This window comes from Amycolatopsis orientalis (assembly GCF_000943515.2).
GTDB classification, from domain to species: Bacteria; Actinomycetota; Actinomycetes; order Mycobacteriales; family Pseudonocardiaceae; genus Amycolatopsis; species Amycolatopsis orientalis.
This window is the reverse complement of sequence record NZ_CP016174.1, coordinates 8662147-8687595: the sequence shown is the minus strand read 5'-3', so window position 1 is coordinate 8687595 and position 25449 is coordinate 8662147. Positions and strand designations below refer to the sequence as shown.

Sequence of the window (25449 nt, the reverse complement as noted above, 5' to 3'; positions counted from 1 at the left end):
CGGTGACGCCTGCGCGAAAGAGGGGAGAGGTATGCCAATTGTCTGGCGCTTCGGTAGTGAAAACAGGGAGAAAGAATGCTATCCAACTCGCCCAAGTGGCGAAAAGTGGCGATAGGCGCCATGGCGGCGGCGCTCGCCGTGGGCACGGTGACCTATACCGGCTCGTCCACGAGTGCCTATGCCGACGTCCAGGTCGTCAAGGACGCGAAGAAGGCGGCGGACGGCAAGGAGTACTGGGTCCAGAACCACCTGGTCACCAAGGATGTCGCGGCGGCTCGGAGTGCCGATGGCAAGCGCAAGAAGTGGCTGCTGGTCTGGGCCGGTGACGAGAACATCGCCGACACCCTGGTCAAGGACATCAAGAACCTGCCGGGTTCGCTCGGCGGCGGCCTGAACAAGATCAAGAACGCGCTGCCCGGTCCGGACTTCCTCGCCGTGATCGACGCGACGCAGGGCTCGCCGACCTACGGCAAGGTCGTCAACACCGCCACCGTCGGACCCCTCGTCGAGAACGAGCCGCACCACATGCAGTACGTGTGGCACAAGGGGGACACGATCTACGCCGGCGCGCTGTTCGCCGCCGCGACGTACGCCTTCGACGTCTCCGCGCTGCCGCAACTGAAGCTCAAGGGCGTCAGCCTCCCGACCCAGACCCTCGGCGGCTCCGTGCCGGACGCGTATTGGGTGCTCAAGGACGGCACGGCATACGGGACCTACATGGGTGGCCCGGTCGTGCCCGGCCCGCACACCTACGCCAACGGGTCCACCGTGGTGGGCAATGGTTTCGCCGGCAGCCCCGGCGAGGTCGTCCGCTTCGACCAGAACGCGCAGGTGCTTTCCGAGTCCCCGGCGGCCACCCCGCAGGGCGACAACAAGAAGCTGTGCGACAACCTCCCGCAACTGGACAAGCCGACCTGCGCCAACCCGCACGGCATCCAGGCCCGCGAGGACCTCAACACCCTGGTCACCAGTGACTACGCCGAGCCTCGCAACATCATCCTCGACCCGGTGAAGCAGCCGTCGCCGTACCTGCGGCGCCCGACCGTCCGGACCTGGGACATCTCCGACCGCAACAAGCCGAAGCTCAAGGCGGTCTCGTACCTGCCGGATGGTCCGCGGGCCGACCCGGCCGACCCGCTGCACGCCGAGAGCCGCGCGGTCATGGAGACCACGGTGACCAACCTGCCCGGCCACAAGGGTGCCTTCGCCCAGACGATGCAGGGCGGCGCGGTGTTCTACACACCGGACATCACCGCCAAGGAACCGCACTGGATCCAGGTGTTCGACGACGGTGCCGCGAACAAGGCCATCCACCCGAACAACGATTCCAACGGCGGTGGTTCGAACGGCGGCTGGATCCAGACCAGCCCCGACGACAAGTACCTCTACCGCGCGATCACCGGACGCTCCAAGGGCGCGCTCGGCCCGGACGACCCCGGCACCACGGGTGGTGTGTACGTCCTCGACATCCAGAAGCTCGTCGCCGCGGGTGACAAGGTCGAGAACATCAACGGCCGGATCGACACGAAGGAGAAGTCGCAGCAGGGCGGTGGCGGCGACCTGCCGACCGTTGTCGGCGCGGCGCCGATCAACCCGGGTACGTCGGGTGGTGGGCCGCACTGGGGCGCGTACGACAACTTCGTGCTCGGTGACGACGGTTATTACCACGAAACCGACAAGCCGCGGCACCTCGCGGTGTCGAACTACTTCGTCGCACGGTCCGGTTTGGACGGTGACCACAAGGTCAACCTGCTGAACCTCGGCGAGGACGGGAAGATCGCGGTCGACCAGAACTTCCGGGACGAGTTCACCGGACAGGTCGGGATCAACTTCAACCGGAAGACCTGGCCGCACGGGTCCTTCGGAAACGCCAAACCGCACTCCGAACTGTTCGTCGTAGCGGACGCGGATCTCAAATAACCCTGCTCGGCGCGGAAGACCGGGGGTGGCGGGTGCACCCCGTCACCCCCGGTTCCGCCGATTCGTTCCGGAAGGTCCCCATGGATCACCACGTCATACCGGCGAGTTCCGGTTCGCCCGGAGTCGGCATCGCCTTGATCCTGCTCCGGCTCGGGCTCCTGCTGACGACCGCTTTCCTTGCCGGAACCGGGATTCTGCGCCCGCTGGTGGGTGAACTTCCCCGACGCCTGTCTCTCACCATCGCCGCGCTCGGCGGGATTTCCGCCACTCTCGCGGCGGTTTCGGCCTTCGCGACCGACGTCAACGCCATCGCGCTGATCGTGCACATCGTGCTGGCGCTGGCCATTCCCGTCCTGGTGCGGTGGCCGTCAACCGTCCGGTGGGCTTCCCTCGCGCTGGCCGCTTTGGTGGTGCTCGAAACCTCGCTCGGGCGGTCCGGTGTCGAGTTCGCCATCGACACCGTCTACGTCGCGGCGGCGGCCTTGTGGTTCGGCGTCACCGTTCTTTCCGTCTGGGTGCCCGCCGAGCGATGGCGCCAGACGAACTTCCGGCTCGGCCCGCTTTCCCTGACACTCGGCGGACTTCTCGTCGTCGCCGGCGCGGTCCAGCTGTTCTCGTCCGGACTCGGGTTCGACCGCCGGGTCTACGAAACCTTCTTCGGGATCACGTTGCTGGTGATCACCGTGCTTCCGGTCGTCGCCACCGCCGTCGCCGGATTCTTCTTGTCGGACAAGGAATCCACCCGTGCCTATCGGTTCGGTGCAGGCGCCGTGGCCGTCGGTTTCGTTGCCTGGAGCGCACTCGCGGCCATTCCCCGACCATCTGAACTTCCGATTCCCGGGGTTCCGCTGCTCGCCGACGCCTCCGTCGGAGACCAGCGGTTCCCGGTACTGGTGAGCCCGCAGCGGCCCGGCAGGAACCTCGTCCATTTCCCGGCGAGCGCGGGGGACGACCTGTCCGCCGGCGTCGAAGGCGGCCTGATCGGCAAGGCCATCGTGCGTCCCGGTGCCGAGGGCACCTGGGCCGAGGTCGACCTGCCGAAGGGGCGCAGTGACCTGATCATCAGCCGTGGCGCGGAAAAGACGACGATCGAGGTCGACGCGGGTGAGGAGCAGGGCCCCGAGATCGCCGACACGGAAGCGCCCGAGTGCGCTTCGGCCGCGTTGGGCGGCCTGATCGCCGACCGCCGCGAGGCCCTCACGTCGTGCCCGTCCGACGCGCTTTTGGGTGAGGACCGTGGTTCGTTGGTGAAACTCGTCGAGTTTCTCGCCGGCCGCAAGCCTTCCGCGCTCACCCTTGTCGAAGACGACTCGCCGCGCGGTGTCGCCGCCGCGAAACTGGTCCGCGAGACCGCCGCTCGTGCCGGGCTCCCGGTTCAGACCGAAGCGGGCCCGAACACCGCGCTGCTGGTGGTGTCCGGCTGGGCGGGCGGCTACACGGCGATGACCCGCGCGGCCGAGTCCCAGCGGCTCAAACCGACCCACCAGTACGGCCTGTACCTCGCGCCGTGGTTGCTCAACGGGCCGATCGTCAACTCGGTCGCGAGTTCTTCGGTGCCGCTGAGGTTCGACCCGCGAGAGCAGGTCGCCGTCAGCTTCGCGGTCGCCGCGAACAACGCCTTCGGCGGCGAAAGCCCCACGCTCGGCGGTTTCCGGAACTGGCTGGGCGGCCAGTGGACGTCGGTGAACGGCGACGTCCAGATCTTCGCCGCGGCGCAGGTCAACGCCATGCCGATGTACCCGGGTGAACCGCACCCCGCCGGGATGATCGCCCACCGCGACTACGCGGGGCAATGGATCCCCGACGGCACGATCGTGCCGGTCAGCTCGGTGCTGCGGTGAAGGATTCCGCTCGATTCCAGCAGCGGTAAGGCTCGATTTCCACGAAAGAAAGGGAAATGAAATGAAGCGAATCGCGGCTCGTGTGCTGCTGCCGCTCGCCGTGGCGGGCGCGTTGTCCGGACTGGCGGGCGGGGTCGCCTCGGCCGACCCGCTGCCGGCCCCGCCGGCCGGTGGCGGCGGTCCGGGGCTCTGGCTGATCCCCGGCGTCGACCTCGGTGGCCTGCTCGGCCCGGCCGTCACGGCGCCGACCGGCGTCCTCGCGCCGATCTTCGGGATCATCACGCCGATTTCGTAAAACCGTTACCAGTAAAGGAGAAACTCATGAAGAAGACACTCGCCCACGCGGTCGCCGGTGTGGCGCTCGCCGGTCTCGTCGTGCTCGGCTCGGCAGCCCCGGCGCTCGCCGCGGAAGCCGCCCCGAACGATGTCGTGGTCGTCGACGAACCCGACACGAGCGACCTCAACAACATCTGGACGTTCGCCCCGCTCGGCGTCCCGGTGTTCGGTCTCATCCAGTCGCTCAACGGCGTCCCCGGCAGGCTGCTGCCGTCCTGATTTCCGTGGCGGCGCGGCTGCCGGGCCGCGCCGCCGCCTTCGGTGAGGAGAACCGATGGCCGACAGACAACTGATCGGGCGCGCCGCCATCGCGGGGATCGTGGTGGCCGCGCTCGCGACCTGTGTGGTGCTGCTCAACGGCGATGAGGAGCCGCGCGCCGAAACCGTGGCCGTCGTCGGTGAGCCGACAGAGAGTGCGCCGTCGCGCGAGCCGGACCGCACGATCACACGGACGCTCAGCCAGGAGCGGCCGCAACCGGTGTCGAACGACTGGCGGATCACCTACGAGCTCGACGGCACGGGGACCGCGACCGTCGTCTACGACTCGAACGGGCTGGGGCTCGTGCACCAAGAACCGCAGGTGACGCTCCCGTGGCGCAAGGAACTCACGTGGAAGAACACCGGCGCGCCGCCGACCGTCCAGCTGCTGGGGCAGGGCGAGGGCGCCGTCGAATGCCGGGTGACCGTGGGCGGCGCCGTCGTCACGTCCCAGAAGTCCGCCCCCGGCGAGGTCGCGACCTGCGCCGGCCGCCTGACCCCCTCCTGACCCCGCCCCCAGGTCGACTTTCGCCCCCTAATCGCGCTCCCGGCCCAGTCTCCCTCCCGTACGCCCCAGGTCGACTTTCGCGGGCTAACCGTGCTCTGGCAGCCATGTCGACTTTCGCGGGCTAACCGTGATCCGGGGGCGGAAATTCGCTGGCCGGGCCAGGGATCATGGAGTCATGAGCTGGAGTTTCGAAGTGACCCCCGTCGACCACCCGGACGCGGCCCAGTTGCTGCGCGAGTACCTGGACGAGATCGCGTCGCGTTACTACGGTCGCCAGGTCCCCGAGGAGGAGCTCGACACCCTTCTCGAGCAACACCACAGCCGGGATCTGGTCCCGCCGACCGGCGCCTTCCTCCTCGCGTACCGCGACGGGGTGCTCGCCGGATGCGCCGGGGTCCGGGGTGCCACGCCCGAAATCGCCGAACTCACCCGTGTCTTCCTCCGGAAGTCCGAGCGTGGCCGAGGTGGGGCGGCGCTGCTCGTGGCCGCCGCCGAGGACGTCGCCCGGGGCCTCGGGGCCACGTCCATCCGCCTGGACACCCGCAGCGATCTGGTCGAGGCGAGGGCCCTGTACGCGCGTCTCGGCTACGACGAGGTCGAGCGCTTCAACGACAACCCCCTTGCCCACTACTTCTTCTCGAAGTCCCTGGTCCAGGCCCTGTCAGATCGCGTTTAGGGGGCTAAAGTCGCTCCGGGGCTCACGCGGGCCCGGAGCGACTTTAGCCCCCTAAACGCGATTTCAGCGGGGGAGTCGGGCGGCGACGTCGATGAGGAAGTCGGCCTCGGCGAGCAGGGTTTCGCGGTCCAGGGACCGGCGCCCGCCGGTGCGGATCGTCCCCCGCTCGACGAACACGGGCCACCGGCCGAACCGCGGCTCGGCGAGGATCCACGCGCGCACCTCGGGCGTGAGCAGCGCCGCCGCCCGGTCCCGGTCGGCGGCGCGGACCTTGATCGCGCCGTCGAACGCCTTGTCGAACGTCTTGACCTGCTCGAACTCCCGCAGCACCCGGGTCGGGAACACGCCGTCGGCGGCCAGGAAGAGCGCCGCGGAATCCGGCACCCGCACCTGGACCGAATGGAAGGCACGCTGCGTCGTGTCCCCGCCCGGCTGATGGCGATCGTCCAGGAAGTCGACCCCGGCGACGTCGTGGTCGCGGTGCCGGAACTCCACCGCCCGCGTCACCGAAGCCTCGGCCAGCGGCCTGTCCCGCCCGACCGGATCGACGCCGAACCCGGGCGAAGTGCCGGCGTCCTCGGCGTGGAACCGGCCGGACCTCTCCGCGGCGAAGCCGCTCATCCAGTGCCCCCGTTCGTGACGGCCGCGCACCTTCCCGGCGAGGAACAGGACCAGGAACAGAAGCCCGACGCCGACCGCGAGCATGAGGATCGCCCCTAGGGTGATCATGACCGGCGAATCGGCGTCGAGTGCCGAGACCATCGTGAATTCCCTTTCCCCGCCAACCAGAAGCCCGGAAGCCTCAGAAGTCCAGATCGTTCTTGGTCTCCTGATCGGACTGCTCCTGACCGCGGTCGCCGTGGTCCGCGGCCGTCTTGAAGCCCTTGGCGTAGCCGATCACCTTGCCACTGGCGTCGAGGATGGCCTTGCCGCGCTTGTCCTGCCAGTCGCCCGTCGTCGCACCGGTCACGCCCTTGACGACGCCGTCCACCGCCGCCTTGCCGACGTCGCGCCGCATCTCGGCGCGCAAAGTCGCGTCGACGTCGACCGCGTCCTTGGTGGCGTTGAACACCGGGCGCGGGGTGTCGAGCCGCTTGCCCAGCATGCCCTTCTCACCCATCAGAGCGTCGACGTAACCCTTGCCGGACTTGGTGTTCGCCATCCGGTCGGCGAACCGGTCGGTCGCCCTGTTGCCGTCGGTGAGGAACTTGCCCATCTTGCTGTCGGCGAGTTTGGCCTGCATCTTCCGCAGCCACGCCAGCACGTCGGACAGGATCTTGCGGAGCCGGTTGACGAACCCCGTCGTCTTCGTCGCCGTGGACGCGACCTTCGGCGGCGTGGCGGCACCCGCGGCCGCCGTCGACGCGCCACAGGTGGGGACGGCCGCCGCGATCGCGGGCACCCACAACGTGATCAGCCAGCTGATGACCTCGGTCAGGATGGCCTTGATCAGCTCCTCGATGAAGGTCATCAGCATGCTGTTGAGCTGCAGCATCTGCGCCATGTCACCGGCCTTCGCCGCGACACCGTTGATACCGCTGGAGAACTCCGCGAGCCCCTTCTTCGCCGCGGTCCCCGCGTCGCCGGCCCAACCGGCCAGCCGCTCGTCCGCGACCTGGTCGAAGTTGACCGACATCTCCTGCAGCGCCTTCGCCAGCGCGCCGAAGTTCTCCGCCGCCTTGCTCAGCGCGGGGCCGTCGCCGCTGACGAAGTGGATGGCGTCCTGCACCGGCTGGACGACGTTGATCAGAAAGCTCAGTCCCTGCCCGATGAGCCAGCCGAGCGGATCCGTCGCGATGTCCACAATGGTCTGCGAACCGGACTGGATCAGTGTCCTGGCGTCCATCGCGATGGTGGTGACGCCCATCGCGATGTCCGCGCCGTCGGCCTGGGTCTTGCTGTCGAACACCTGCTTGTAGGCCGCGACGGAGTCCTTGCCCAGCTGGACGGCGTCGCCGACGATCGGCGTCTTCTTGATCGCGTTCTCGGTGTTGATCCCGGGGATCACGGTGTCGTCCTTGTAGGACTTCATCGAGACGCCCTCGGTCACGTCCTTGACCTCGGCCATTACGGCTTCCCCCCGGTCTTGGGTCCGTCGAGCTTCACTTCGAGCTTGTTGAACGTGGTCACGTGGTCTTCTTCGATGCCCTGGTAGATGTCGGCCGCCTGCGTCATCTTCGAGCCGGCGCTGTCCAGGCCCTTCGCCATGGCCTCCATCAACTCCTTGAGGGAGGCCAAGGTCTGCGTGTAACCGTCCTTGGTGAACAGGCCGACGAGTCCCCAGGACTGGTTGCCGACGTCGGCCTGGCCGACCATTTCCTTCAGCTTCCCGGTCTGGCCCCCGTAGTTGCCGAGTTCGCCGGAGTAGCGGCGGAGCGCGGCGGGATCCACGTTGTAGCCGCCGTTGACCGAACCGTCGGGCATCAGTGGTCACCTTCCTCGAACAGGTGCTTCAGGAACCGGTCACCGTCCGAGCCGCCGGACGACGGCGGTGCCGGTCGCGGCGGTTCCGGGTCGCTCTTGAGGACCGATCGCTCGGAGTAGTCGTCGGGGCTTTCCGGTGAAGGACGCGGGGGCGCCTCCTCCGCCATCTTCGACCGCATTTCCTCGACGGTGGTTCCGAAGATCTCCGCCTGCGTCTCCAGCACCTGGTCGACCAGGTGCAGGTCGTCCCCCATGTGCTCTTCGACGATGGCCGCCTGCTTGCGCGCCGATTCGGCGACGGCCTGCTGGATGGTCGACATCAGCGCGGCCGACAGGGCCTCCGGGCGCTGGCGCAGGGCCTCTTCGGTGAACCGGACGTCCATGATGGCGCCCGCCGGGCCCGCCACGACGGTGACCGAACGGTCCGGAGAGGACGCCGTGGCCTGCAGGGCGCTGAGTTCGCTCTGCATGTCGCCGATGTTCGCGAACCGATCGTCGACGTTCTGGATCCTGGACTGGAACTTCTCGAATTCCGCGACCAGCTGTTCGAACTCGGCTGACATGGAGCCTCCCCGTGAGTACCTGCGTCACCTGGAGCAACGCCCGATCGACGCTGTGACCGGTGTCATCGTGACCTATTCACCGGTTCGACGCGATGGTGTGCTTCCCGGATCCATCCGGCTCACCCGTTGGTGGAATGGGTAGCGTGGTTCGCCGAGTAAGGCGGTATCAGCACAGCGAGGGGAGGGCGTCGTGGACGCCGAGCAGCAGGAAAGCACCGAAGAACCCAGGCGGGGGAGTCACGCGGCGCCGGAGGGGGCACCCGTGCATCCGCTGATCGACCTCGGCCGGGATCCGAACCCGGGCAGGCCGGACCACGCGAAGCCCGACGAGGAATGAAAGCGGCCGAAACGCCGTTCCATCAGGGTGGCCGCGGCGTGACGCCCGGCACGATATAGTTATCGACCCCCCGATTTGGTCGGCCCCGAAGTGGCCGGGTATCTTTGGAGACCGTGCCCGGCAGGCGTCGGGCCGTCCCGTGTGCCGTGCGGCGTGAACGGGGTGCTCAGGCATCCGGTTCGAAGGCTTCGCCCACACGGGATCCGACGGAAAATCCCTACGGGAAGTTACCGGTCGAGAGACCGTGACGCGGGCCGACACGCCCGACCGCGGGGGCCGGAGACAGACACGTAGTAGCAAGATCGCGAACAGAAAGCTGGTCCATTGCCCACGATCCAGCAGCTGGTCCGTAAGGGCCGCCAGGACAAGGCTGCCAAGCAGAAGACCGCGGCCCTCAAGGGGAGCCCGCAGCGGCGTGGCGTGTGCACTCGCGTGTACACCACAACCCCCAAGAAGCCGAACTCGGCGCTTCGCAAGGTCGCTCGTGTGAAGTTGACCAGCGGCATCGAGGTCACCGCCTACATTCCCGGTGAAGGCCACAACCTGCAGGAGCACTCGATGGTGCTCGTGCGCGGTGGTCGTGTGAAGGACCTGCCGGGTGTCCGTTACAAGATCATCCGCGGTTCGCTCGACACCCAGGGTGTCAAGAACCGTAAGCAGGCGCGCAGCCGGTACGGCGCGAAGAAGGAGAAGAGCTAATGCCTCGCAAGGGTCCGGCGCCGAAGCGGCCGCTGATCTCTGACCCCGTCTACGCATCCCCGCTGGTCACCCAGCTGGTGAACAAGGTGCTGAAGGACGGCAAGCGGTCCCTGGCCGAGCGCATCGTCTACGGCGCCCTCGAAGGTGCTCGCGAGAAGACCGGCACCGACCCGGTCGTCACGCTGAAGCGCGCGCTCGACAACGTGAAGCCCACCATCGAGGTGAAGAGCCGCCGTGTCGGTGGCGCCACCTACCAGGTGCCGATCGAGGTCAAGCCGGGCCGCTCCACCACCCTCGCGCTTCGCTGGCTGGTGTCCTTCTCCGCGGCTCGCCGCGAGAAGACCATGATCGAGCGCCTGCAGAACGAGCTCCTCGACGCGAGCAACGGCCTCGGCGCCAGCGTGAAGCGGCGCGAGGACACGCACAAGATGGCCGAGTCCAACAAGGCCTTCGCGCACTACCGCTGGTGATGACCGCCCGGCTGCCGATCAAAGCCTTGCCGGGCCCCATTCTTGAGACAGGGGAACACTCTCGTGGCACGTGAAGTGCTGACCGACCTGAACAAGGTCCGCAACATCGGCATCATGGCCCACATCGACGCCGGTAAGACCACCACCACCGAGCGGATCCTGTTCTACACCGGGGTCAACTACAAGATCGGTGAAGTCCACGATGGCGCCGCCACCATGGACTGGATGGAGGAGGAGCAGAAGCGGGGTATCACCATCACCTCGGCTGCCACCACCACCTTCTGGGCCGATCACCAGATCAACATCATCGACACCCCGGGCCACGTCGACTTCACCGTCGAGGTGGAGCGTTCGCTCCGCGTGCTCGACGGTGCCGTCGCCGTCTTCGACGGCAAGGAAGGTGTCGAGCCGCAGTCCGAGCAGGTCTGGCGTCAGGCGGACAAGTACGAGGTTCCTCGTATCTGCTTCGTCAACAAGATGGACAAGCTCGGCGCGGACTTCTACTTCACCGTCCGCACCATCGAGGAGCGCCTCGGCGCCCGCCCGCTGGTCATCCAGCTGCCGATCGGCGCCGAGAACGAGTTCGAAGGCGTCGTCGACCTGGTCCGCATGAAGGCGCTGACCTGGCGCGGCGAGGTCCAGAAGGGTGAGGACTACGCCGTCGAGGAGATCCCGGCCGAGCTCGCCGACAAGGCGGCCGAGTACCGGGAGAAGCTGGTCGAGGCCATCGCCGAGACCGACGACTCCCTGATGGAGAAGTTCCTCGAGGGCGAGGAGCTGACCGAGGCCGAGCTGAAGGCCGGTATCCGGAAGCTCACCGTGAACCGCGAGGCGTACCCGGTGCTCACCGGTTCCGCCTTCAAGAACAAGGGCGTTCAGCCCATGCTCGACGCGGTCATCGACTACCTTCCGTCGCCGCTGGACGTCCCCGCCGTCGAGGGCACGCTGCCCGACGGCGAGACCGTCGTGTCGCGCAAGCCGTCGACCGAGGAGCCCTTCTCCGCCCTGGCGTTCAAGATCGCCGCGCACCCGTTCTTCGGCAAGCTGACCTACATCCGGGTGTACTCGGGCAAGGTCGCCGCCGGCGCGCAGCTGATCAACGCCACCAAGGAGCGCAAGGAGCGCATCGGGAAGCTCTTCCAGATGCACTCCAACAAGGAGAACCCGGTCGACGAGGCCCAGGCCGGCCACATCTACGCGGTCATCGGCCTGAAGGACACCACCACCGGTGACACCCTCGCCGACCCGCAGAACCCGGTCGTCCTCGAGTCGATGACGTTCCCGGCGCCGGTCATCCGCGTCGCGATCGAGCCGAAGACCAAGGCCGACCAGGAGAAGCTCTCCCTGGCGATCCAGAAGCTGGCCGAAGAGGACCCGACGTTCCAGGTCAACCTGGACGAGGACACCGGTCAGACGATCATCGCCGGTATGGGCGAGCTGCACCTCGAGGTGCTGGTCAACCGCATGAAGTCCGACTACAAGGTCGAGGCGAACATCGGTAAGCCGCAGGTCGCCTACCGCGAGACGGTGCGCAAGACGGTCGAGAAGCTCGACTACGTGCACAAGAAGCAGACCGGTGGTTCCGGTCAGTTCGCGAAGGTCATCGTCAAGCTCGAGCCGCTCGAGTCCACCGACGGTGCCCTCTACGAGTTCGACAACAAGGTCACCGGTGGCCGCGTGCCGCGGGAGTACATCCCGTCGGTCGACGCGGGCGCGCAGGACGCCATGCAGTACGGCGTGCTGGCCGGATACCCGCTCGTCGGGTTGAAGTTCACCTTGTTGGACGGCGCGTACCACGAGGTCGACTCTTCGGAAATGGCCTTCAAGATCGCCGGCTCCATGGCGATGAAGGAAGCCGCGAAGAAGGCCGGTCCGGTCATCCTGGAGCCGCTGATGGCCGTCGAGGTCACCACGCCCGAGGATTACATGGGTGATGTGATCGGCGACCTCAACTCCCGCCGTGGCCAGATCCAGGCCATGGAGGAGCGCGCCGGTACCCGTGTCGTCAAGGCACTGGTCCCGCTGTCGGAGATGTTCGGTTACGTCGGTGACCTGCGGTCGCGTACCCAGGGACGTGCCAACTACTCCATGGTGTTCGATTCCTACGCCGAGGTTCCCGCGAACGTCGCCAAGGAAATCATCGCGAAGGCGACGGGGGAGTAGTTCCCGTCCGTCCGCGGGCATAAGGGACACTCCTGACCGTCCGCAGCACCCACCGAGAAACGAATCTCCGTCCGACGACAGCCACGTTGGCCGGTGAGTAAGCAAAAAAGTCCAGGAGGACATTCCAGTGGCGAAGGCGAAATTCGAGCGGACCAAGCCGCACGTCAACATCGGGACCATCGGTCACGTCGACCACGGTAAGACCACTCTGACCGCGGCGATCACCAAGGTTCTGCACGACAAGTACCCCGAGCTGAACACCGCTTCGGCGTTCGACCAGATCGACAACGCGCCGGAAGAGAAGCAGCGCGGTATCACGATCAACATCTCGCACGTCGAGTACCAGACCGAGAAGCGTCACTACGCCCACGTGGACGCCCCCGGTCACGCGGACTACATCAAGAACATGATCACCGGTGCGGCGCAGATGGACGGCGCGATCCTCGTGGTCGCGGCGACCGACGGCCCGATGCCGCAGACCCGTGAGCACGTGCTGCTCGCGAAGCAGGTCGGCGTGCCCTACATCGTGGTCGCGCTGAACAAGGCCGACATGGTCGACGACGAGGAGATCCTGGAGCTCGTCGAGCTCGAGGTCCGCGAGCTGCTGTCCTCCCAGGACTTCCCGGGTGACGACGCTCCGGTCATCAAGGTCTCCGGCCTGAAGGCCCTCGAGGGCGACGCCAAGTGGGGCGAGAGCGTTCTCGAGCTGATGGAAGCCGTCGACGAGAACGTGCCGGACCCGGTCCGCGAGCTCGACAAGCCGTTCCTGATGCCGATCGAAGACGTCTTCACGATCACCGGCCGTGGCACGGTCGTGACCGGCCGTATCGAGCGTGGCCGCGTCAACGTGAACGAAGAGGTCGAGATCGTCGGCATCAAGGAGAAGTCGACCAAGACCACCGTCACCGGTGTCGAGATGTTCCGCAAGCTGCTCGACCAGGGTGAGGCCGGCGACAACGTCGGTCTGCTGGTCCGCGGTATCAAGCGCGAGGACGTCGAGCGCGGCCAGGTCGTCGTGAAGCCGGGCACCACCACCCCGCACACGGAGTTCGAGGGCTCGGTCTACATCCTGTCGAAGGACGAGGGTGGCCGTCACACCCCGTTCTTCAACAACTACCGCCCGCAGTTCTACTTCCGTACCACGGACGTGACCGGCGTCGTCACCCTCAAGGAGGGTGTCGAGATGGTCATGCCGGGCGACAACACGGACATCAGCGTTGTGCTGATCCAGCCGGTCGCCATGGACGAGGGTCTGCGTTTCGCCATCCGTGAGGGTGGACGGACCGTCGGCGCCGGCCAGGTCACCAAGATCATCAAGTGATTTAGACGCCCCGCCCGGGGGCAATACACCCCCGGGTTAGGGGCGTCAAATCACGTGTGCGACACTATTCAGGTTGCTCGTCCTGGGGCGGCCGAATCCGCGGTTCTTCGGAAACCGGGTTCCGGCCGCCCTGGTATGAGCGGCCACGGTCCGTGGAGCTCTTCCTTCGGGTGAGGCCAGCGGGCGCGGCGGTTGAGACGGCACGGCCGGATCGCTGCCTCCTCACATGAGGAAGACCAGCAAGACGACGATCCCGCGGGATCCGTCTGTGCGTCGGGCGCGACACGCCCGACCGCGTGGACCGGGGACAGGGCCGTTGAACTGCGAGAACCCAGGCCCGTCCGGGGTTTGAAGAGACAAAGCGGCACGAGACGACAAGGAACGCAGCCACCATGGCGGGACAGAAGATCCGCATCCGGCTCAAGGCCTACGACCACGAGGCGATCGACACCTCGGCGCGCAAGATCGTCGAGACGGTCACGCGCACCGGCGCCCGTGTTGTCGGGCCGGTGCCGCTGCCCACCGAGAAGAACGTTTACTGCGTCATCCGCTCGCCGCACAAGTACAAGGACTCGCGCGAGCACTTCGAGATGCGCACGCACAAGCGTCTGATCGACATCCTCGACCCGACGCCGAAGACGGTCGACGCGCTCATGCGCATCGACCTGCCGGCGAGCGTCGACGTCAACATCCAGTAGCGGCTGGCGAGCGGCGGAGAGTAAGAGACTCATGTCTGACAGGCAAGTGAAGGGCATCCTGGGCACCAAGCTCGGCATGACCCAGGTCTTCGACGAGAACAACCGGGTCGTCCCGGTGACCGTCGTGCAGGCCGGTCCGAACGTGGTCACCCAGGTTCGGACCCAGGAAAACGACGGCTACAAGGCCGTGCAGCTGGCTTTCGGCGCGGTCGACCCGCGCCGGGTCAACAAGCCGCGCACCGGCCACTTCGACAAGGCGAGCGTGACCCCGCGTCGTTTCCTTGCGGAGCTGCGTACCACCGACGCCGAGACCTACGAGGTCGGCCAGGAGATCACCGCTGAGGTGTTCGAGGCCGGCATCGAGGTCGACGTGACCGGTACCAGCAAGGGCAAGGGCTACGCCGGTGTCATGAAGCGTCACGGCTTCAAGGGCCAGGGCGCGAGCCACGGTGCCCAGGCCGTGCACCGCAAGCCCGGCTCGATCGGTGGCTGCGCCACCCCGGGCCGTGTCTTCAAGGGCCTGCGCATGGCGGGCCGGATGGGCAACGACCGGGTCACCACGCAGAACCTGACCGTGCACGCGGTGCGTGCCGAGGACGGCCTGCTGCTGATCAAGGGCGCCGTGCCCGGTCCCAAGGGCGGCCTGCTGTTCGTTCGCAGCGCCGCGAAGGGTGGTAACTGAACATGACCAGCGTCGAGCTGAAGACCCCGGCCGGTAAAGCCGACGGCACGGTCGAGCTCCCCTCGGAGATCTTCGACGTGCAGGCCAACGTGCCCCTCATGCACCAGGTCGTGGTGGCCCAGCTGGCCGCCGCCCGCCAGGGCACGCATGACACCAAGACCCGCGGTGAAGTCCGCGGTGGTGGCAAGAAGCCGTACCGCCAGAAGGGCACCGGCCGCGCCCGCCAGGGTTCGACCCGTGCGCCGCAGTTCACCGGTGGTGGCGTCGTCCACGGCCCCACGCCGCGTGACTACACCCAGCGGACCCCGAAGAAGATGAAGGCCGCCGCCCTCCGTGGCGCCCTCTCCGACCGGGCCCGTGCCGGACAGCTGCACGTCGTCACCGAACTGGTGACCGGCGAGAAGCCGTCCACCAAAGCCGCCAAGGCCGCCATCGCCGCGGTGACCCAGGCCAAGCGCGTTCTCGTGGTGCTGCACCGCGACGACGAGCTGAGCTGGAACTCCGTGCGGAACCTGGCCGAGGTCCACATCATCACGCCCGACCAGCTCAACACCTACGACGTGTTGGTCAACGACGACGTGGTGTTCACCAAGGCCGCTTACGACGTGTTCGTCGCCGGTCCCGTCAGGGGCAAGGGCGCGAAGGCTTCGGCTCGGTCGAGCGAGGTTGAAGGGAGTGACGAGCAGTGAGTGCGATCGCCATCCCCGATCCCCGCGACATCTTGCTCGCGCCGGTGATCTCCGAGAAGTCCTACGGGCTGCTCGAGGACCACAAGTACACGTTCATCGTCCGCCCGGACGCCAACAAGACCCAGATCAAGATCGCGGTCGAGAAGGTGTTCGGCGTCAAGGTGGTCAGCGTCAACACGGCCAACCGCCAGGGCAAGCGTAAGCGGACTCGCGCCGGCTTCGGCAAGCGCAAGGACACCAAGCGCGCCATCGTGACTCTTTCGGCTGAAAGCAAGCCGATCGAGATCTTCGGCGGACCCACCGCGTAAAGGACTGAGCTGACATGGGCATCCGCAAGTACAAGCCGACGACCCCGGGTCGTCGCGGTTCCAGCGTCTCCGACTTCGCCGAGATCACTCGGTCGACCCCGGAGAAGTCGCTGCTGCGTCCGCTGAGCAAGTCCGGCGGCCGTAACTCCAGCGGCAAGATCACCACCCGGCACAAGGGCGGTGGCCACAAGCGTGCGTACCGGCTGATCGACTTCCGCCGGAACGACAAGGACGGCGTTCCCGCCAAGGTCGCGCACATCGAGTACGACCCCAACCGGTCCGCTCGTATCGCGCTCCTGCACTACGCCGACGGCGAGAAGCGCTACATCATCGCCCCGGAGAAGCTCAAGCAGGGTGACACGGTCGAGAACGGCCCCCGCGCCGACATCAAGCCGGGTAACAACCTGCCGCTGCGCAACATCCCGGTCGGCACCGTGATCCACGCGATCGAGCTCCGCCCCGGTGGCGGCGCGAAGATGGCGCGGTCCGCCGGTGCCAAGGTGCAGCTGGTGGCGAAGGACGGGCCTTACGCCCAGCTTCGTCTCCCGTCGGGCGAGATCCGCAACGTCGACGTGCGCAACCGCGCCACCATCGGCGAGGTCGGCAACTCGGAGCACTCCAACATCAACTGGGGCAAGGCGGGCCGTAACCGCTGGCGCGGCAAGCGCCCCACCGTCCGTGGTGTCGTCATGAACCCGGTCGACCACCCGCACGGTGGTGGTGAGGGTAAGACCTCCGGTGGTCGCCACCCGGTGAACCCGAACGGTAAGCCCGAAGGCCGCACCCGCCGCCGCAAGGCTTCCGACGCCATGATCGTCCGCCGCCGGCGTACCGGCAAGAAGCGCTGAGCAGGGAGGTAGAAGAACATGCCACGTAGCCTCAAAAAGGGCCCCTTCGTGGACGACCACCTGCTCAAGAAGGTGGACGTTCTCAACGAGTCGGGCAAGAAGACCGTCATCAAGACCTGGTCGCGACGCTCCACGATCATCCCGGACTTCCTGGGCCACACGATCGCGGTGCACGACGGTCGCAAGCACGTCCCGGTGTTCGTCACCGAGGCGATGGTGGGTCACAAGTTGGGCGAATTCGCGCCGACTCGGACCTTCAAGGGCCACATCAAGGACGACCGCAAGTCGCGCCGCCGCTGAGCGGGCACGAGAGAACAAGGAAGCTAGCGATGAACGCCCAGAACGACGTGGCCGAGGCTCTGCCGACGGCTTACGCGCGGGCTCGCTTCGTCCGGGACTCGCCTACCAAGGTGCGCCGGGTGATCGAGCTGATCAAGGGACGTAGCGCCGCCGACGCCTTGGCCGTGCTCCAGTTCGCCCCGCAGGCGGCAAGCGAGCCGGTCGCGAAGGTGCTCGCCAGCGCCATGGCCAACGCCGAGAACAACCTCGATCTCGACCCGGACACCCTCTGGGTCAAGAACGCCTACGCCGACGAGGGCCCGACCCTCAAGCGCATCCGTCCGCGGGCCCAGGGCCGCGCGTACCGGATCCGCAAGCGGACCAGCCACATCACCGTCGAGGTGGAGTCGCGTCCGAAGGCCGAGGCCAAGAAGGCACAGGGCAAGAAGAAGGCAGGTGGCCGGTAGTGGGCCAGAAGATCAACCCGCACGGCTTCCGCCTGGGTATCACCACGGACTGGAAGTCGCGTTGGTACGCCGACAAGCAGTACGCGGAGTACGTGGCCGAGGACGTCAAGATCCGGAAGCTGCTGTCCACGGGCATGGAGCGCGCCGGGATCTCCAAGGTCGAGATCGAGCGCACCCGTGACCGGGTCCGCGTCGACATCCACACCGCCCGGCCGGGCATCGTCATCGGCCGTCGTGGTGCGGAGGCCGACCGCATCCGCGGCGCGCTGGAGAAGCTGACCGCCAAGCAGGTCCAGCTGAACATCCTCGAGGTCAAGAACCCCGAGGCCGACGCCCAGCTCGTCGCCCAGGGTGTCGCGGAGCAGCTGAGCAACCGTGTGGCGTTCCGCCGCGCGATGCGCAAGGCGATCCAGACCTCCATGCGTTCGCCGCAGGTCAAGGGCATCCGCGTGCAGTGCGGCGGTCGTCTCGGCGGTGCCGAGATGTCCCGCTCCGAGCACTACCGCGATGGCCGTGTCCCGCTGCACACGCTGCGCGCCGACATCGACTACGGCTTCTTCGAGGCCAAGACGACGTTCGGTCGCATCGGCGTGAAGGTGTGGATCTACAAGGGCGAGCTCGTGGGTGGTCTCAAGGCCAAGGAGGCGCGTGACGCCGCCGCGGCCGCCGAGCGTGCCCCGCGCCGTGACCGTGGTGACCGTCCGTCCCGCCCGCGCCGTTCCGGTGCGTCGGGCACGACGCCGACCTCGACCGAAGCCGGCCGGGCTGCTGCCGCCGCCAAGAGCGACGACACCGCCCCCGCGGCCACCGAGGCCCCGGCTGCTGAGACTGCAGAAAAGACGGAGGGCTGACACGTGCTCATCCCGCGCAGGGTCAAGCACCGGAAGCAGCACTCCCCGAAGCGCCACGGTGCCGCCAAGGGCGGTACGAAGGTGAACTTCGGCGAGTACGGCATCCAGGCGCTTGAGCACAGCTACGTGACCAACCGGCAGATCGAGTCCGCTCGTATCGCCATGACGCGTCACATCAAGCGTGGTGGCAAGGTGTGGACGACCATCTACCCGGACCGCCCGCTGACCAAGAAGCCGGCGGAAACCCGCATGGGTTCCGGTAAGGGTTCGCCCGAGTGGTGGATCGCCAACGTGAAGCCGGGCCGCGTGATGTTCGAGATCTCGTTCCCGAACGAGGAGACCGCCCGTGAGGCGCTCCGTCGCGCGATCCACAAGCTGCCCATGAAGTGCCGCATCGTAACCCGTGAAGGTGGTGAGTTCTGATGGCGAAGGCAGGTGCTGCCCAGGCATCGGAGCTGCGTGAGCTCACCGCGGAAGAGCTCGTTCTGCGTCTGAAGGAATACAAGGAGGAGCTCTTCAACCTCCGTTTCCAGATGGCGACCGGACAGCTCGACAACAACCGCCGTCTGCGCACCGTCCGTACGGACATCGCGCGGATCTACACGGTCATGCGCGAGCGTGAACTCGGCCTGTCCGTTTCCCCTGACGCCGAGAGTGAAGGTGCCGCATGAGCGAGCAGCCCAACGCTGAGGCGGCCCCCCGCAACGACCGCAAGGTCCGTGAGGGTTACGTCGTCTCGGACAAGATGAACAAGACGATCGTGGTCGAGCTCGAAGACCGCAAGAAGCACCGTCGTTACGCCAAGGTTCTCCGCAGCACCAGCAAGGTCAAGGTGCACGACGAGAACAACGAGGCGGGCGTGGGGGACCGGGTCACCCTGATGGAGACCCGCCCGCTGTCGGCGACCAAGCGCTGGCGTCTGGTGCAGATCGTGGAGAAGGCCAAGTAAGTAGGGCTCTTTGAGTCCCTTAGTTCCGCAAGGCTCGCGTCTCAACGCGAGAACCAGCGCGACATACAGGAGTTGACGTGATCCAGCAGGAGTCGCGGCTACGGGTTGCCGACAACACGGGCGCGAAGGAAATCCTTTGCATCCGCGTTCTCGGTGGTTCGGGGCGGCGCTACGCGGGCATCGGCGACATCATCGTCGCCACCGTGAAGGACGCCATGCCGGCCGCCGGCGTGAAGAAGGGTGACGTCGTCAAGGCCGTCATCGTTCGCACGCGCAAGGAGCGCCGTCGTCCGGACGGTTCTTACATCCGCTTCGACGAGAACGCTGCTGTGCTCATCAAGAACGACAATGAGCCCCGCGGCACCCGCATCTTCGGCCCGGTGGGCCGCGAGCTGCGCGACCGAAAGTTCATGAAGATCATTTCGCTCGCGCCGGAGGTGTTGTAGAGCATGAAGGTGAAGAAGGGCGACACGGTCGTCGTCATCGCCGGCAAGGACAAGGGTGCCAAGGGCAAGGTCATCCAGGCCTACCCCGAGCGCGAGCGCGTTCTGGTCGAGGGCGTGAACCGGATCAAGAAGCACACCCGGATCTCCCAGACCCAGCGCGGTGCGCAGTCCGGCGGCATCGTCACCCAGGAGGCGCCCATCCACGTCTCGAACGTGATGGTCGTCGACTCCGACGGCAAGCCGACTCGCATCGGCTACCGCATCGGCGAGGACGGCAAGAAGGTCCGGGTCTCGCGCCGGAACGGTAAGGACATCTGATCATGACCACCGCAGAGAAGATCGCCCCGCGCCTCAAGGTGCGGTACCGCGAGGAGATCAAGGGACAGCTCCAGGAGGAGTTCTCCTTCGAGAACGTCCACCAGATCCCGGGCGTCGTCAAGGTCGTCGTGAACATGGGTGTCGGTGACGCCGCCCGTGACAGCAAGCTGATCGAAGGCGCCATCCGCGACCTGGCCGCGATCACCGGGCAGAAGCCCGAGGTTCGCAAGGCTCGCAAGTCCATCGCGCAGTTCAAGCTGCGTGAGGGCCAGCCGATCGGCGCGCGCGTCACGCTGCGCGGCGACCGGATGTGGGAGTTCCTCGACCGGCTGCTGACCATCGCGCTGCCGCGTATCCGTGACTTCCGCGGGCTTTCGCCGAAGCAGTTCGACGGCAACGGCAACTACACGTTCGGTCTCAACGAGCAGTCGATGTTCCACGAGATCGACCCGGACGCCATCGACCGCCCGCGCGGTATGGACGTCACTGTCGTCACCACCGCCAACAGCGACGACGAGGGCCGCGCACTGCTTCGCAAGCTCGGCTTCCCGTTCAAGGAGAACTGAGTCGATGGCCAAGAAAGCACTGGTCCACAAGGCCGCGAAGACGCCGAAGTTCAAGGTTCGCGGTTACACGCGCTGCCAGCGGTGCGGTCGCCCGCACTCGGTGTTCCGCAAGTTCGGGCTCTGCCGGATCTGCCTTCGCGAGATGGCACACGCGGGCGAGCTGCCCGGCGTCCGCAAGTCCAGCTGGTAAGAGTCTTTTTTAACTCCCACTTCGCCACAGGCCCCGCAGTGATGCAGGGAACCAGGGCGAGAAAGGTTGACAGGTCACCATGACGATGACCGACCCCATCGCAGACTTCTTGACCCGTCTGCGTAACGCGAACTCGGCTTACCACGACGAGGTCGTGCTTCCCCACTCGAAGATCAAGGCGAACATCGCCGAGATCCTCAAGCGCGAGGGCTACATCTCGGGCTACCGCGACGAGCCGGGCGAGAAGCACAAGAACCTCATCGTGGAGCTGAAGTACGGCCCCAACCGTGAGCGCAGCATCGCCGGCCTCCGCCGCGTGTCCAAGCCCGGCCTGCGGGTCTACGCAAAATCGACCGAACTGCCGTCGGTTCTCGGTGGCCTCGGCGTCGCGATCATCTCGACGTCGTCCGGCCTCCAGACCGACCGTCAGGCCAAGCGAAACAGCGTGGGCGGCGAAGTCCTCGCCTACGTCTGGTAAGGAAGGGGGCACAGACATGTCACGCATTGGAAAGCTGCCGGTCGCCGTCCCCTCCGGGGTCGAGGTGACCATCGATGGTCAGCACATTCAGGTCAAGGGGCCCAAGGGCACCCTTGAGCACACCATCGCCGAGCCGATCACCGTGGAGCGCGCCGAGGACGGCACGCTGCAGGTGAAGCGGCCCGACGAGGAGCGCCCCAGCCGTGCCCTGCACGGTCTCACCCGGACGCTGGTCAACAACCTCGTCGTCGGTGTGACCGAGGGTTACGAGAAGAAGCTTGAGATCCACGGTGTCGGTTACCGCGTGCAGGCCAAGGGCTCGGACCTCGAGTTCGCCCTCGGCTACAGCCACCCGGTGAAGATCGAGGCCCCGGAAGGCATCACCTTCAAGGTCGAGACCCCCACCCGGTTCTCGGTCTCGGGCATCGACAAGCAGAAGGTCGGCCAGATCGCCGCGGTCATCCGCAAGCTGCGCCGCCCGGACCCGTACAAGGGCAAGGGCCTGCGCTACGAGGGTGAGAAGATCCGCCGCAAGGTCGGAAAGACGGGTAAGTGATCATGAGCGACACGACTACGAAGCGCAAGCCGGTCGGCAAGGACATCTCGACCCGCCGCCGCGTCGCGAAGGCCCGTCGGCACTTCCGGCTCCGCAAGAAGATCAACGGCACGGACCAGCGTCCGCGTCTGGTCGTCAAGCGTTCGTCGCGGCACATCGCCGTGCAGCTGATCGACGACCTCGCCGGCAAGACCCTGGCGTCGGCGTCCACCCTCGAGGCGGACGTGCGCGCGCTGGACGGCGACAAGAAGGCCAAGGCCGCCAAGGTCGGGGAGCTCGTCGCCAACCGCGCCAAGAACGCCGGTGTCTCGACCGTGGTGTTCGACCGGGGCGGCAACGCCTACCACGGTCGCATCGCGGCGCTCGCCGACGCTGCCCGTGAGGCGGGGTTGGAGTTCTGATGCAGATGCTCGTGAATGGAAGGACAGCCTGATGCCGGGACGTACACGGCAATTCGGCGGCGGCCAGGGTGGACCCGGCGGACAGGGCGGCAACGACCGCAATGACCGTCGCGACCGCCGGGACCGGCGCGACAGCGGCCGTGGCGGGGCCGGCCAGGAAAAGACCCCGCACCTCGAGAAGGTCGTGACGATCAACCGCGTCGCCAAGGTCGTCAAGGGTGGTCGTCGCTTCAGCTTCACCGCCCTGGTGGTCGTCGGTGACGGCGACGGTCAGGTCGGCGTCGGCTACGGCAAGGCCAAGGAAGTTCCCGCGGCCATCGCCAAGGGCGTCGAGGAAGCGAAGAAGAACTTCTTCCGCGTTCCCCGCGTCGGCGGCACCATTCCCCACCCGATCCAGGGTGAGGAAGCGGCCGGTGTCGTGCTGCTGCGTCCGGCTTCCGCCGGTACCGGTGTCATCGCCGGTGGCCCGGTCCGCGCGGTCCTGGAGTGCGCGGGTGTCCACGACGTGCTGTCGAAGTCGCTCGGCTCCGACAACGCGATCAACATCGTGCACGCCACCGTGGCGGCCCTGAAGGGTCTGCAGCGTCCGGAGGAGGTCGCGGCTCGTCGCGGCCTGCCGCTCGAGGACGTCGCGCCTGCTCGGATGCTGCGTCAGCGTGCGGGTCAGGGGGTCTGACATGACTCAGCTCAAGGTGACCCAGGTCAAGAGCAAGATCGGCACGAAGCACGCTCACCGCGAGTCGCTGCGCACCCTCGGGCTGCGCAAGATCCGCCAGAGCGTCGTGCGTGAAGACACTCCCCAGGTTCGCGGCCTCATCCACACGGTCCGCCACCTGGTGGAGGTCGAGGAGGTCAAGGCATGACTGCCATCAAGATCCACCACCTTCGCCCGGCTCCGGGCGCGAAGCGCGACAAGATCCGCGTCGGCCGTGGTGAGGGCTCGAAGGGCAAGACCGCCGGTCGCGGTACCAAGGGCACCAAGGCCCGGAAGAACGTGCCCGCCGGTTTCGAGGGTGGGCAGATGCCCATCCACATGCGGCTCCCGAAGCTTCGCGGCTTCAAGAACCGCTTCCGTACCGAGTACCAGCCGGTGAACCTGGGCGACATCGCCCGCGTTTTCCCGGAGGGTGGCAAGGTCGGCAACGAGGAGCTCGTCGCGAAGGGCCTTGTTCGCAAGAACAAGCTCGTGAAGGTGCTCGGCAACGGTGACCTGAACGGCGTCAAGCTGGACGTCACCGCCGATGCCTTCTCCGGCTCCGCCAAGGAGAAGCTCTCCGCCGCCGGTGGCTCCGCCACCACGCTCTGAGCTCTCTTCGCTCGCTTCACCGAAAGGCCCGCCTGGCTCCGCCACGGCGGGCCTTTCGCTTGCGCTCGCTGCGCTCTCCCGCCTTCGCTCCGCTCGGCTCCACCGTGTCGACTTTCGCGGGCTAACTGTCATCCGGTCGCGTGCCCCGGTCGACTTGCGTTTCGCCCCCTGATCGCGATCTCGGGGCGGGGAGCCTCACCGGAGGCGGATCACGATTAGGGGGCTAAACGCAAGTCCGCCGGTCGCCCAGGTGCCCGCCGCCCGGATGACAGTTAGCCCGCGAAAGTCGACCAGCCGACCAGGGCAGCGAGCATGGCGCACGGGCATTTGGGCTGGAAGGATCGGGAGGTGGCCACACCTCCCGGGCAGGATCCGCAGCCCTTTCAGCAGCAGCCGGATGCCCCGCCGATGGTCGTATCGATTTCAGGTCCCACGGATCCCGCAGAGGAGCAGGCGCGACCCGGCCGACCGGAGCCCCGCAGACTCGTAGCGGCGGGGCTGGCCACCCTGGCCCTCGTGTTGACCCTCATGGGCTGCTTCTTCCCGATCTTCAGTACTGAGCATCGGCTGGGCTTCGAGGGCAGCGACGCGTTCATGATCGTGGTCGTCCAAGGCGCGTGGGACACGAAGGTCGTTCAGCCCAACGAGCCATCAACGACCATGTCGGCGTCGCCCGTCGGCATCCCGCTCCTGGTCGCCGCGGCGATCTTCCTGGCGGCCGTGATCGTCAGTGCCCGCGCCTCCCGGCTGCGGCAGCCGGGTGTCCTGGACCGATGGCTCACCACCATCGCGGCTGTGTTTCTGGCAGGGGCCGTCTCCACCACCGCGATGGCGGGATTCGGACGTCCGCTCGGGGAACCCACCAAAGCGACAGTGACCTTCGAAGCGGGAATGTGGGCTCTCTTCGCCGCGCTCGTCGCCGCAGCCGGCGCGGCGGTCCTGAGTCACCGTGTCGCCGAGGCTGAGGTCCCGCCGGCCGGGGATCCGAGTCTCGCGGACATGCCCACCCCGAAGGACGGCATTTCCATCACGGTCCTCCCGCCGGAGCCACAGCCCGCGCCGCCGCCGGACTACTCGGCCTTCGCGCCGCCACCGGATCCCGGCCCCAAGGAGCGCGGTTAGCCCGCTAAACGCGCTCGCGCCGGTCGATACGGTGGGGGAGGAGGTGGCCGATGACTTGGGTGGTGGTCTTTTTCGGTGCGGCGGTGCTCGTGGCTTTTACGCCAGGGGCGAACAACCTGCTTGGTCTGCACCACGGCATGACACAGGGCGTCTGGAAGGGGCTTGCCGGCCTGTTAGGCCGATTGGCCGCGTTCACCGTGCTGATCGCCGCTGTCGCCGGAGGGCTGGGACAGCTCCTCGCAGCCTCCGAATTTGCACTCACGGTGATCAAGTGGGCCGGTGTCGCCTATCTGGTCTGGCTCGGCGGCCGGCTGTTGTGGTCGACCTTCCGCGGCGAACGGACGACGCTGGTACCGGGATCGCGAGGCGCCGGGTCCATACCGGCACTGCGGATCGCGAGGAAGGAGTTCGTCGTCGCGATCACCAACCCGAAGGCGATCCTCATCTTCACCGCGTTCGTCCCCCAGTTCATCGACGCAGCTCACGGCTCTTTTCCCGCCCAGATCGCGATTCTCGGCGCCGTCTATCTGGTCGCCGAATTCGTCGCGGGCGCCACGTACATCGGTGTCGGCACGCTCGTGAAGTCGCTCCGGCTGTCCCGTCGCGCCACCCGCAACGTCGACCGCGGCACCGGCGTCGTGCTCCTCGGCATGGCCGGTGCCATCGCCGCGTCGAACTCCTGAACCCCGCGCCTGATCACAGTGCGTTCAGCGGGCTAATCGTGCTCCGCGCGGTCCGGAAAGCGGGGAACGACAGCGTGTTCTGTCAAGGTTCCGGAG

General features: G+C 66.9%; 38 protein-coding genes. 34 read left to right on the top strand and 4 right to left on the bottom strand.

The window, feature by feature from the left end; all coding sequences use genetic code 11:
* The first annotated feature begins 120 nt into the window (after positions 1–120).
* The 6 genes from SD37_RS37955 (at position 121) to SD37_RS37930 (ending at position 5539) form a co-directional block, all read left to right on the top strand.
* A complete protein-coding gene (locus SD37_RS37955) occupies positions 121–1920 on the top strand; it encodes a hypothetical protein (RefSeq protein WP_044855738.1) in 1800 nt (599 codons plus the stop codon).
* Positions 1921–2000: 80 nt separating this feature from the next.
* Positions 2001–3761, top strand: a complete 1761-nt coding sequence (locus SD37_RS37950; RefSeq protein WP_044855824.1) for a hypothetical protein — start codon at positions 2001–2003, stop codon at positions 3759–3761.
* Positions 3762–3822: 61 nt separating this feature from the next.
* Entirely contained in the window at positions 3823–4056 is a 234-nt protein-coding gene (locus tag SD37_RS37945) for a hypothetical protein (protein ID WP_044855737.1), read from the top strand.
* A gap of 26 nt (positions 4057–4082) precedes the next feature.
* Positions 4083–4316: a hypothetical protein gene (locus SD37_RS37940; protein ID WP_044855736.1), complete on the top strand. Its 234-nt coding sequence runs from the start codon at positions 4083–4085 to the stop codon at positions 4314–4316.
* A gap of 55 nt (positions 4317–4371) precedes the next feature.
* On the top strand, positions 4372–4863 hold the full coding sequence (locus SD37_RS37935) for an MmpS family transport accessory protein (protein WP_044855735.1): 492 nt from the start codon (positions 4372–4374) through the stop codon (positions 4861–4863).
* Between the two features lie 175 nt (positions 4864–5038).
* On the top strand, positions 5039–5539 hold the full coding sequence (locus tag SD37_RS37930) for a GNAT family N-acetyltransferase (protein ID WP_044855734.1): 501 nt from the start codon (positions 5039–5041) through the stop codon (positions 5537–5539).
* A 63-nt stretch (positions 5540–5602) separates the two neighbouring features.
* Here the strand turns inward: SD37_RS37930 and SD37_RS37925 are convergent, their stop codons facing one another.
* Genes SD37_RS37925 through SD37_RS37910 form a run of 4 tightly spaced genes read right to left on the bottom strand, consistent with a single transcriptional unit; the run spans position 5603 to position 8526 of the window.
* The gene (locus SD37_RS37925; RefSeq protein WP_044855733.1) at positions 5603–6301 is read right to left on the bottom strand and encodes a hypothetical protein; all 699 of its coding nucleotides are present in this window, start codon (positions 6299–6301) and stop codon (positions 5603–5605) included.
* 40 nt (positions 6302–6341) lie between these two features.
* A complete protein-coding gene (locus SD37_RS37920; protein ID WP_052675136.1) occupies positions 6342–7607 on the bottom strand; it encodes a WXG100 family type VII secretion target in 1266 nt (421 codons plus the stop codon).
* Complete coding sequence (locus SD37_RS37915) at positions 7607–7963, bottom strand: WXG100 family type VII secretion target (protein ID WP_044855732.1); 357 nt, start codon at positions 7961–7963, stop codon at positions 7607–7609. The genes SD37_RS37920 and SD37_RS37915 overlap by 1 nt, the downstream gene beginning before the upstream one ends.
* Positions 7963–8526, bottom strand: coding sequence for a YbaB/EbfC family nucleoid-associated protein (locus tag SD37_RS37910; RefSeq protein ID WP_044855731.1), 564 nt, complete (start codon positions 8524–8526; stop codon positions 7963–7965). The genes SD37_RS37915 and SD37_RS37910 overlap by 1 nt, the downstream gene beginning before the upstream one ends.
* A 190-nt stretch (positions 8527–8716) precedes the next feature.
* Here SD37_RS37910 and SD37_RS42910 point away from each other — a divergent pair, with 190 nt between their 5' ends.
* From SD37_RS42910 to SD37_RS37775, 28 genes are all read left to right on the top strand, one after another.
* On the top strand, positions 8717–8863 hold the full coding sequence (locus SD37_RS42910; protein WP_145926824.1) for a hypothetical protein: 147 nt from the start codon (positions 8717–8719) through the stop codon (positions 8861–8863).
* Positions 8864–9187: 324 nt separating this feature from the next.
* Entirely contained in the window at positions 9188–9562 is a 375-nt protein-coding gene (gene rpsL / locus SD37_RS37905) for a 30S ribosomal protein S12 (RefSeq protein WP_003102113.1), read from the top strand.
* Complete coding sequence (gene rpsG, locus SD37_RS37900; RefSeq protein ID WP_005166770.1) at positions 9562–10032, top strand: 30S ribosomal protein S7; 471 nt, start codon at positions 9562–9564, stop codon at positions 10030–10032. The genes rpsL and rpsG overlap by 1 nt, the downstream gene beginning before the upstream one ends.
* Before the next feature lie 63 nt (positions 10033–10095).
* Positions 10096–12195 (top strand): elongation factor G, encoded by a 2100-nt coding sequence (gene fusA, locus SD37_RS37895; RefSeq protein WP_044855730.1) that lies wholly within the window; start codon positions 10096–10098, stop codon positions 12193–12195.
* A gap of 127 nt (positions 12196–12322) precedes the next feature.
* Complete coding sequence (tuf, locus tag SD37_RS37890; RefSeq protein ID WP_007031035.1) at positions 12323–13516, top strand: elongation factor Tu; 1194 nt, start codon at positions 12323–12325, stop codon at positions 13514–13516.
* Between the two features lie 392 nt (positions 13517–13908).
* A complete protein-coding gene (gene rpsJ, locus SD37_RS37885; RefSeq protein ID WP_003102098.1) occupies positions 13909–14214 on the top strand; it encodes a 30S ribosomal protein S10 in 306 nt (101 codons plus the stop codon).
* A gap of 31 nt (positions 14215–14245) precedes the next feature.
* The gene (gene rplC, locus SD37_RS37880) at positions 14246–14896 is read left to right on the top strand and encodes a 50S ribosomal protein L3 (RefSeq protein WP_020633317.1); all 651 of its coding nucleotides are present in this window, start codon (positions 14246–14248) and stop codon (positions 14894–14896) included.
* A gap of 2 nt (positions 14897–14898) precedes the next feature.
* The gene (gene rplD, locus SD37_RS37875) at positions 14899–15585 is read left to right on the top strand and encodes a 50S ribosomal protein L4 (RefSeq protein WP_037314655.1); all 687 of its coding nucleotides are present in this window, start codon (positions 14899–14901) and stop codon (positions 15583–15585) included.
* On the top strand, positions 15582–15893 hold the full coding sequence (rplW, locus tag SD37_RS37870; protein WP_005166778.1) for a 50S ribosomal protein L23: 312 nt from the start codon (positions 15582–15584) through the stop codon (positions 15891–15893). Before rplD ends, rplW begins: the two co-directional genes overlap by 4 nt.
* Before the next feature lie 14 nt (positions 15894–15907).
* A complete protein-coding gene (rplB, locus tag SD37_RS37865; protein ID WP_005166779.1) occupies positions 15908–16741 on the top strand; it encodes a 50S ribosomal protein L2 in 834 nt (277 codons plus the stop codon).
* Between the two features lie 18 nt (positions 16742–16759).
* Entirely contained in the window at positions 16760–17041 is a 282-nt protein-coding gene (gene rpsS / locus SD37_RS37860) for a 30S ribosomal protein S19 (RefSeq protein WP_026468892.1), read from the top strand.
* 29 nt (positions 17042–17070) lie between these two features.
* Entirely contained in the window at positions 17071–17487 is a 417-nt protein-coding gene (rplV, locus tag SD37_RS37855; protein WP_007031038.1) for a 50S ribosomal protein L22, read from the top strand.
* Complete coding sequence (gene rpsC / locus SD37_RS37850) at positions 17487–18338, top strand: 30S ribosomal protein S3 (protein WP_037314663.1); 852 nt, start codon at positions 17487–17489, stop codon at positions 18336–18338. The genes rplV and rpsC overlap by 1 nt, the downstream gene beginning before the upstream one ends.
* Positions 18339–18341: 3 nt before the next feature.
* Positions 18342–18761 carry a 50S ribosomal protein L16 gene (rplP, locus tag SD37_RS37845; RefSeq protein ID WP_005166782.1) on the top strand — a complete coding sequence of 140 codons (420 nt, stop codon included), beginning with the start codon at positions 18342–18344 and terminating at the stop codon, positions 18759–18761.
* Positions 18761–19009: a 50S ribosomal protein L29 gene (rpmC, locus tag SD37_RS37840; RefSeq protein WP_007031040.1), complete on the top strand. Its 249-nt coding sequence runs from the start codon at positions 18761–18763 to the stop codon at positions 19007–19009. Before rplP ends, rpmC begins: the two co-directional genes overlap by 1 nt.
* The gene (gene rpsQ / locus SD37_RS37835; RefSeq protein ID WP_007031041.1) at positions 19006–19287 is read left to right on the top strand and encodes a 30S ribosomal protein S17; all 282 of its coding nucleotides are present in this window, start codon (positions 19006–19008) and stop codon (positions 19285–19287) included. The genes rpmC and rpsQ overlap by 4 nt, the downstream gene beginning before the upstream one ends.
* Positions 19288–19364: 77 nt before the next feature.
* Positions 19365–19733: a 50S ribosomal protein L14 gene (gene rplN / locus SD37_RS37830; RefSeq protein WP_005166785.1), complete on the top strand. Its 369-nt coding sequence runs from the start codon at positions 19365–19367 to the stop codon at positions 19731–19733.
* A 3-nt stretch (positions 19734–19736) separates the two neighbouring features.
* Positions 19737–20051 (top strand): 50S ribosomal protein L24, encoded by a 315-nt coding sequence (rplX, locus tag SD37_RS37825; protein WP_037314671.1) that lies wholly within the window; start codon positions 19737–19739, stop codon positions 20049–20051.
* A gap of 2 nt (positions 20052–20053) precedes the next feature.
* Positions 20054–20617 (top strand): 50S ribosomal protein L5, encoded by a 564-nt coding sequence (rplE, locus tag SD37_RS37820; protein WP_037314673.1) that lies wholly within the window; start codon positions 20054–20056, stop codon positions 20615–20617.
* Positions 20618–20621: 4 nt separating this feature from the next.
* Entirely contained in the window at positions 20622–20807 is a 186-nt protein-coding gene (locus SD37_RS37815; protein WP_005166789.1) for a type Z 30S ribosomal protein S14, read from the top strand.
* A 79-nt stretch (positions 20808–20886) separates the two neighbouring features.
* Positions 20887–21285 carry a 30S ribosomal protein S8 gene (gene rpsH / locus SD37_RS37810; protein WP_005166791.1) on the top strand — a complete coding sequence of 133 codons (399 nt, stop codon included), beginning with the start codon at positions 20887–20889 and terminating at the stop codon, positions 21283–21285.
* A 16-nt stretch (positions 21286–21301) separates the two neighbouring features.
* A complete protein-coding gene (rplF, locus tag SD37_RS37805) occupies positions 21302–21841 on the top strand; it encodes a 50S ribosomal protein L6 (protein WP_065913053.1) in 540 nt (179 codons plus the stop codon).
* Between the two features lie 2 nt (positions 21842–21843).
* The gene (gene rplR / locus SD37_RS37800) at positions 21844–22242 is read left to right on the top strand and encodes a 50S ribosomal protein L18 (RefSeq protein WP_037314970.1); all 399 of its coding nucleotides are present in this window, start codon (positions 21844–21846) and stop codon (positions 22240–22242) included.
* 31 nt (positions 22243–22273) lie between these two features.
* Positions 22274–22918: a 30S ribosomal protein S5 gene (rpsE, locus tag SD37_RS37795; protein WP_005166795.1), complete on the top strand. Its 645-nt coding sequence runs from the start codon at positions 22274–22276 to the stop codon at positions 22916–22918.
* 1 nt (position 22919) lies between these two features.
* Positions 22920–23105 carry a 50S ribosomal protein L30 gene (rpmD, locus tag SD37_RS37790; RefSeq protein WP_005166796.1) on the top strand — a complete coding sequence of 62 codons (186 nt, stop codon included), beginning with the start codon at positions 22920–22922 and terminating at the stop codon, positions 23103–23105.
* A complete protein-coding gene (rplO, locus tag SD37_RS37785) occupies positions 23102–23548 on the top strand; it encodes a 50S ribosomal protein L15 (protein WP_037314680.1) in 447 nt (148 codons plus the stop codon). The genes rpmD and rplO overlap by 4 nt, the downstream gene beginning before the upstream one ends.
* A 516-nt stretch (positions 23549–24064) precedes the next feature.
* A complete protein-coding gene (locus SD37_RS37780; RefSeq protein WP_236725208.1) occupies positions 24065–24670 on the top strand; it encodes a hypothetical protein in 606 nt (201 codons plus the stop codon).
* 50 nt (positions 24671–24720) lie between these two features.
* The gene (locus SD37_RS37775; RefSeq protein ID WP_044855729.1) at positions 24721–25353 is read left to right on the top strand and encodes a LysE family translocator; all 633 of its coding nucleotides are present in this window, start codon (positions 24721–24723) and stop codon (positions 25351–25353) included.
* Positions 25354–25449 lie beyond the last annotated feature (96 nt).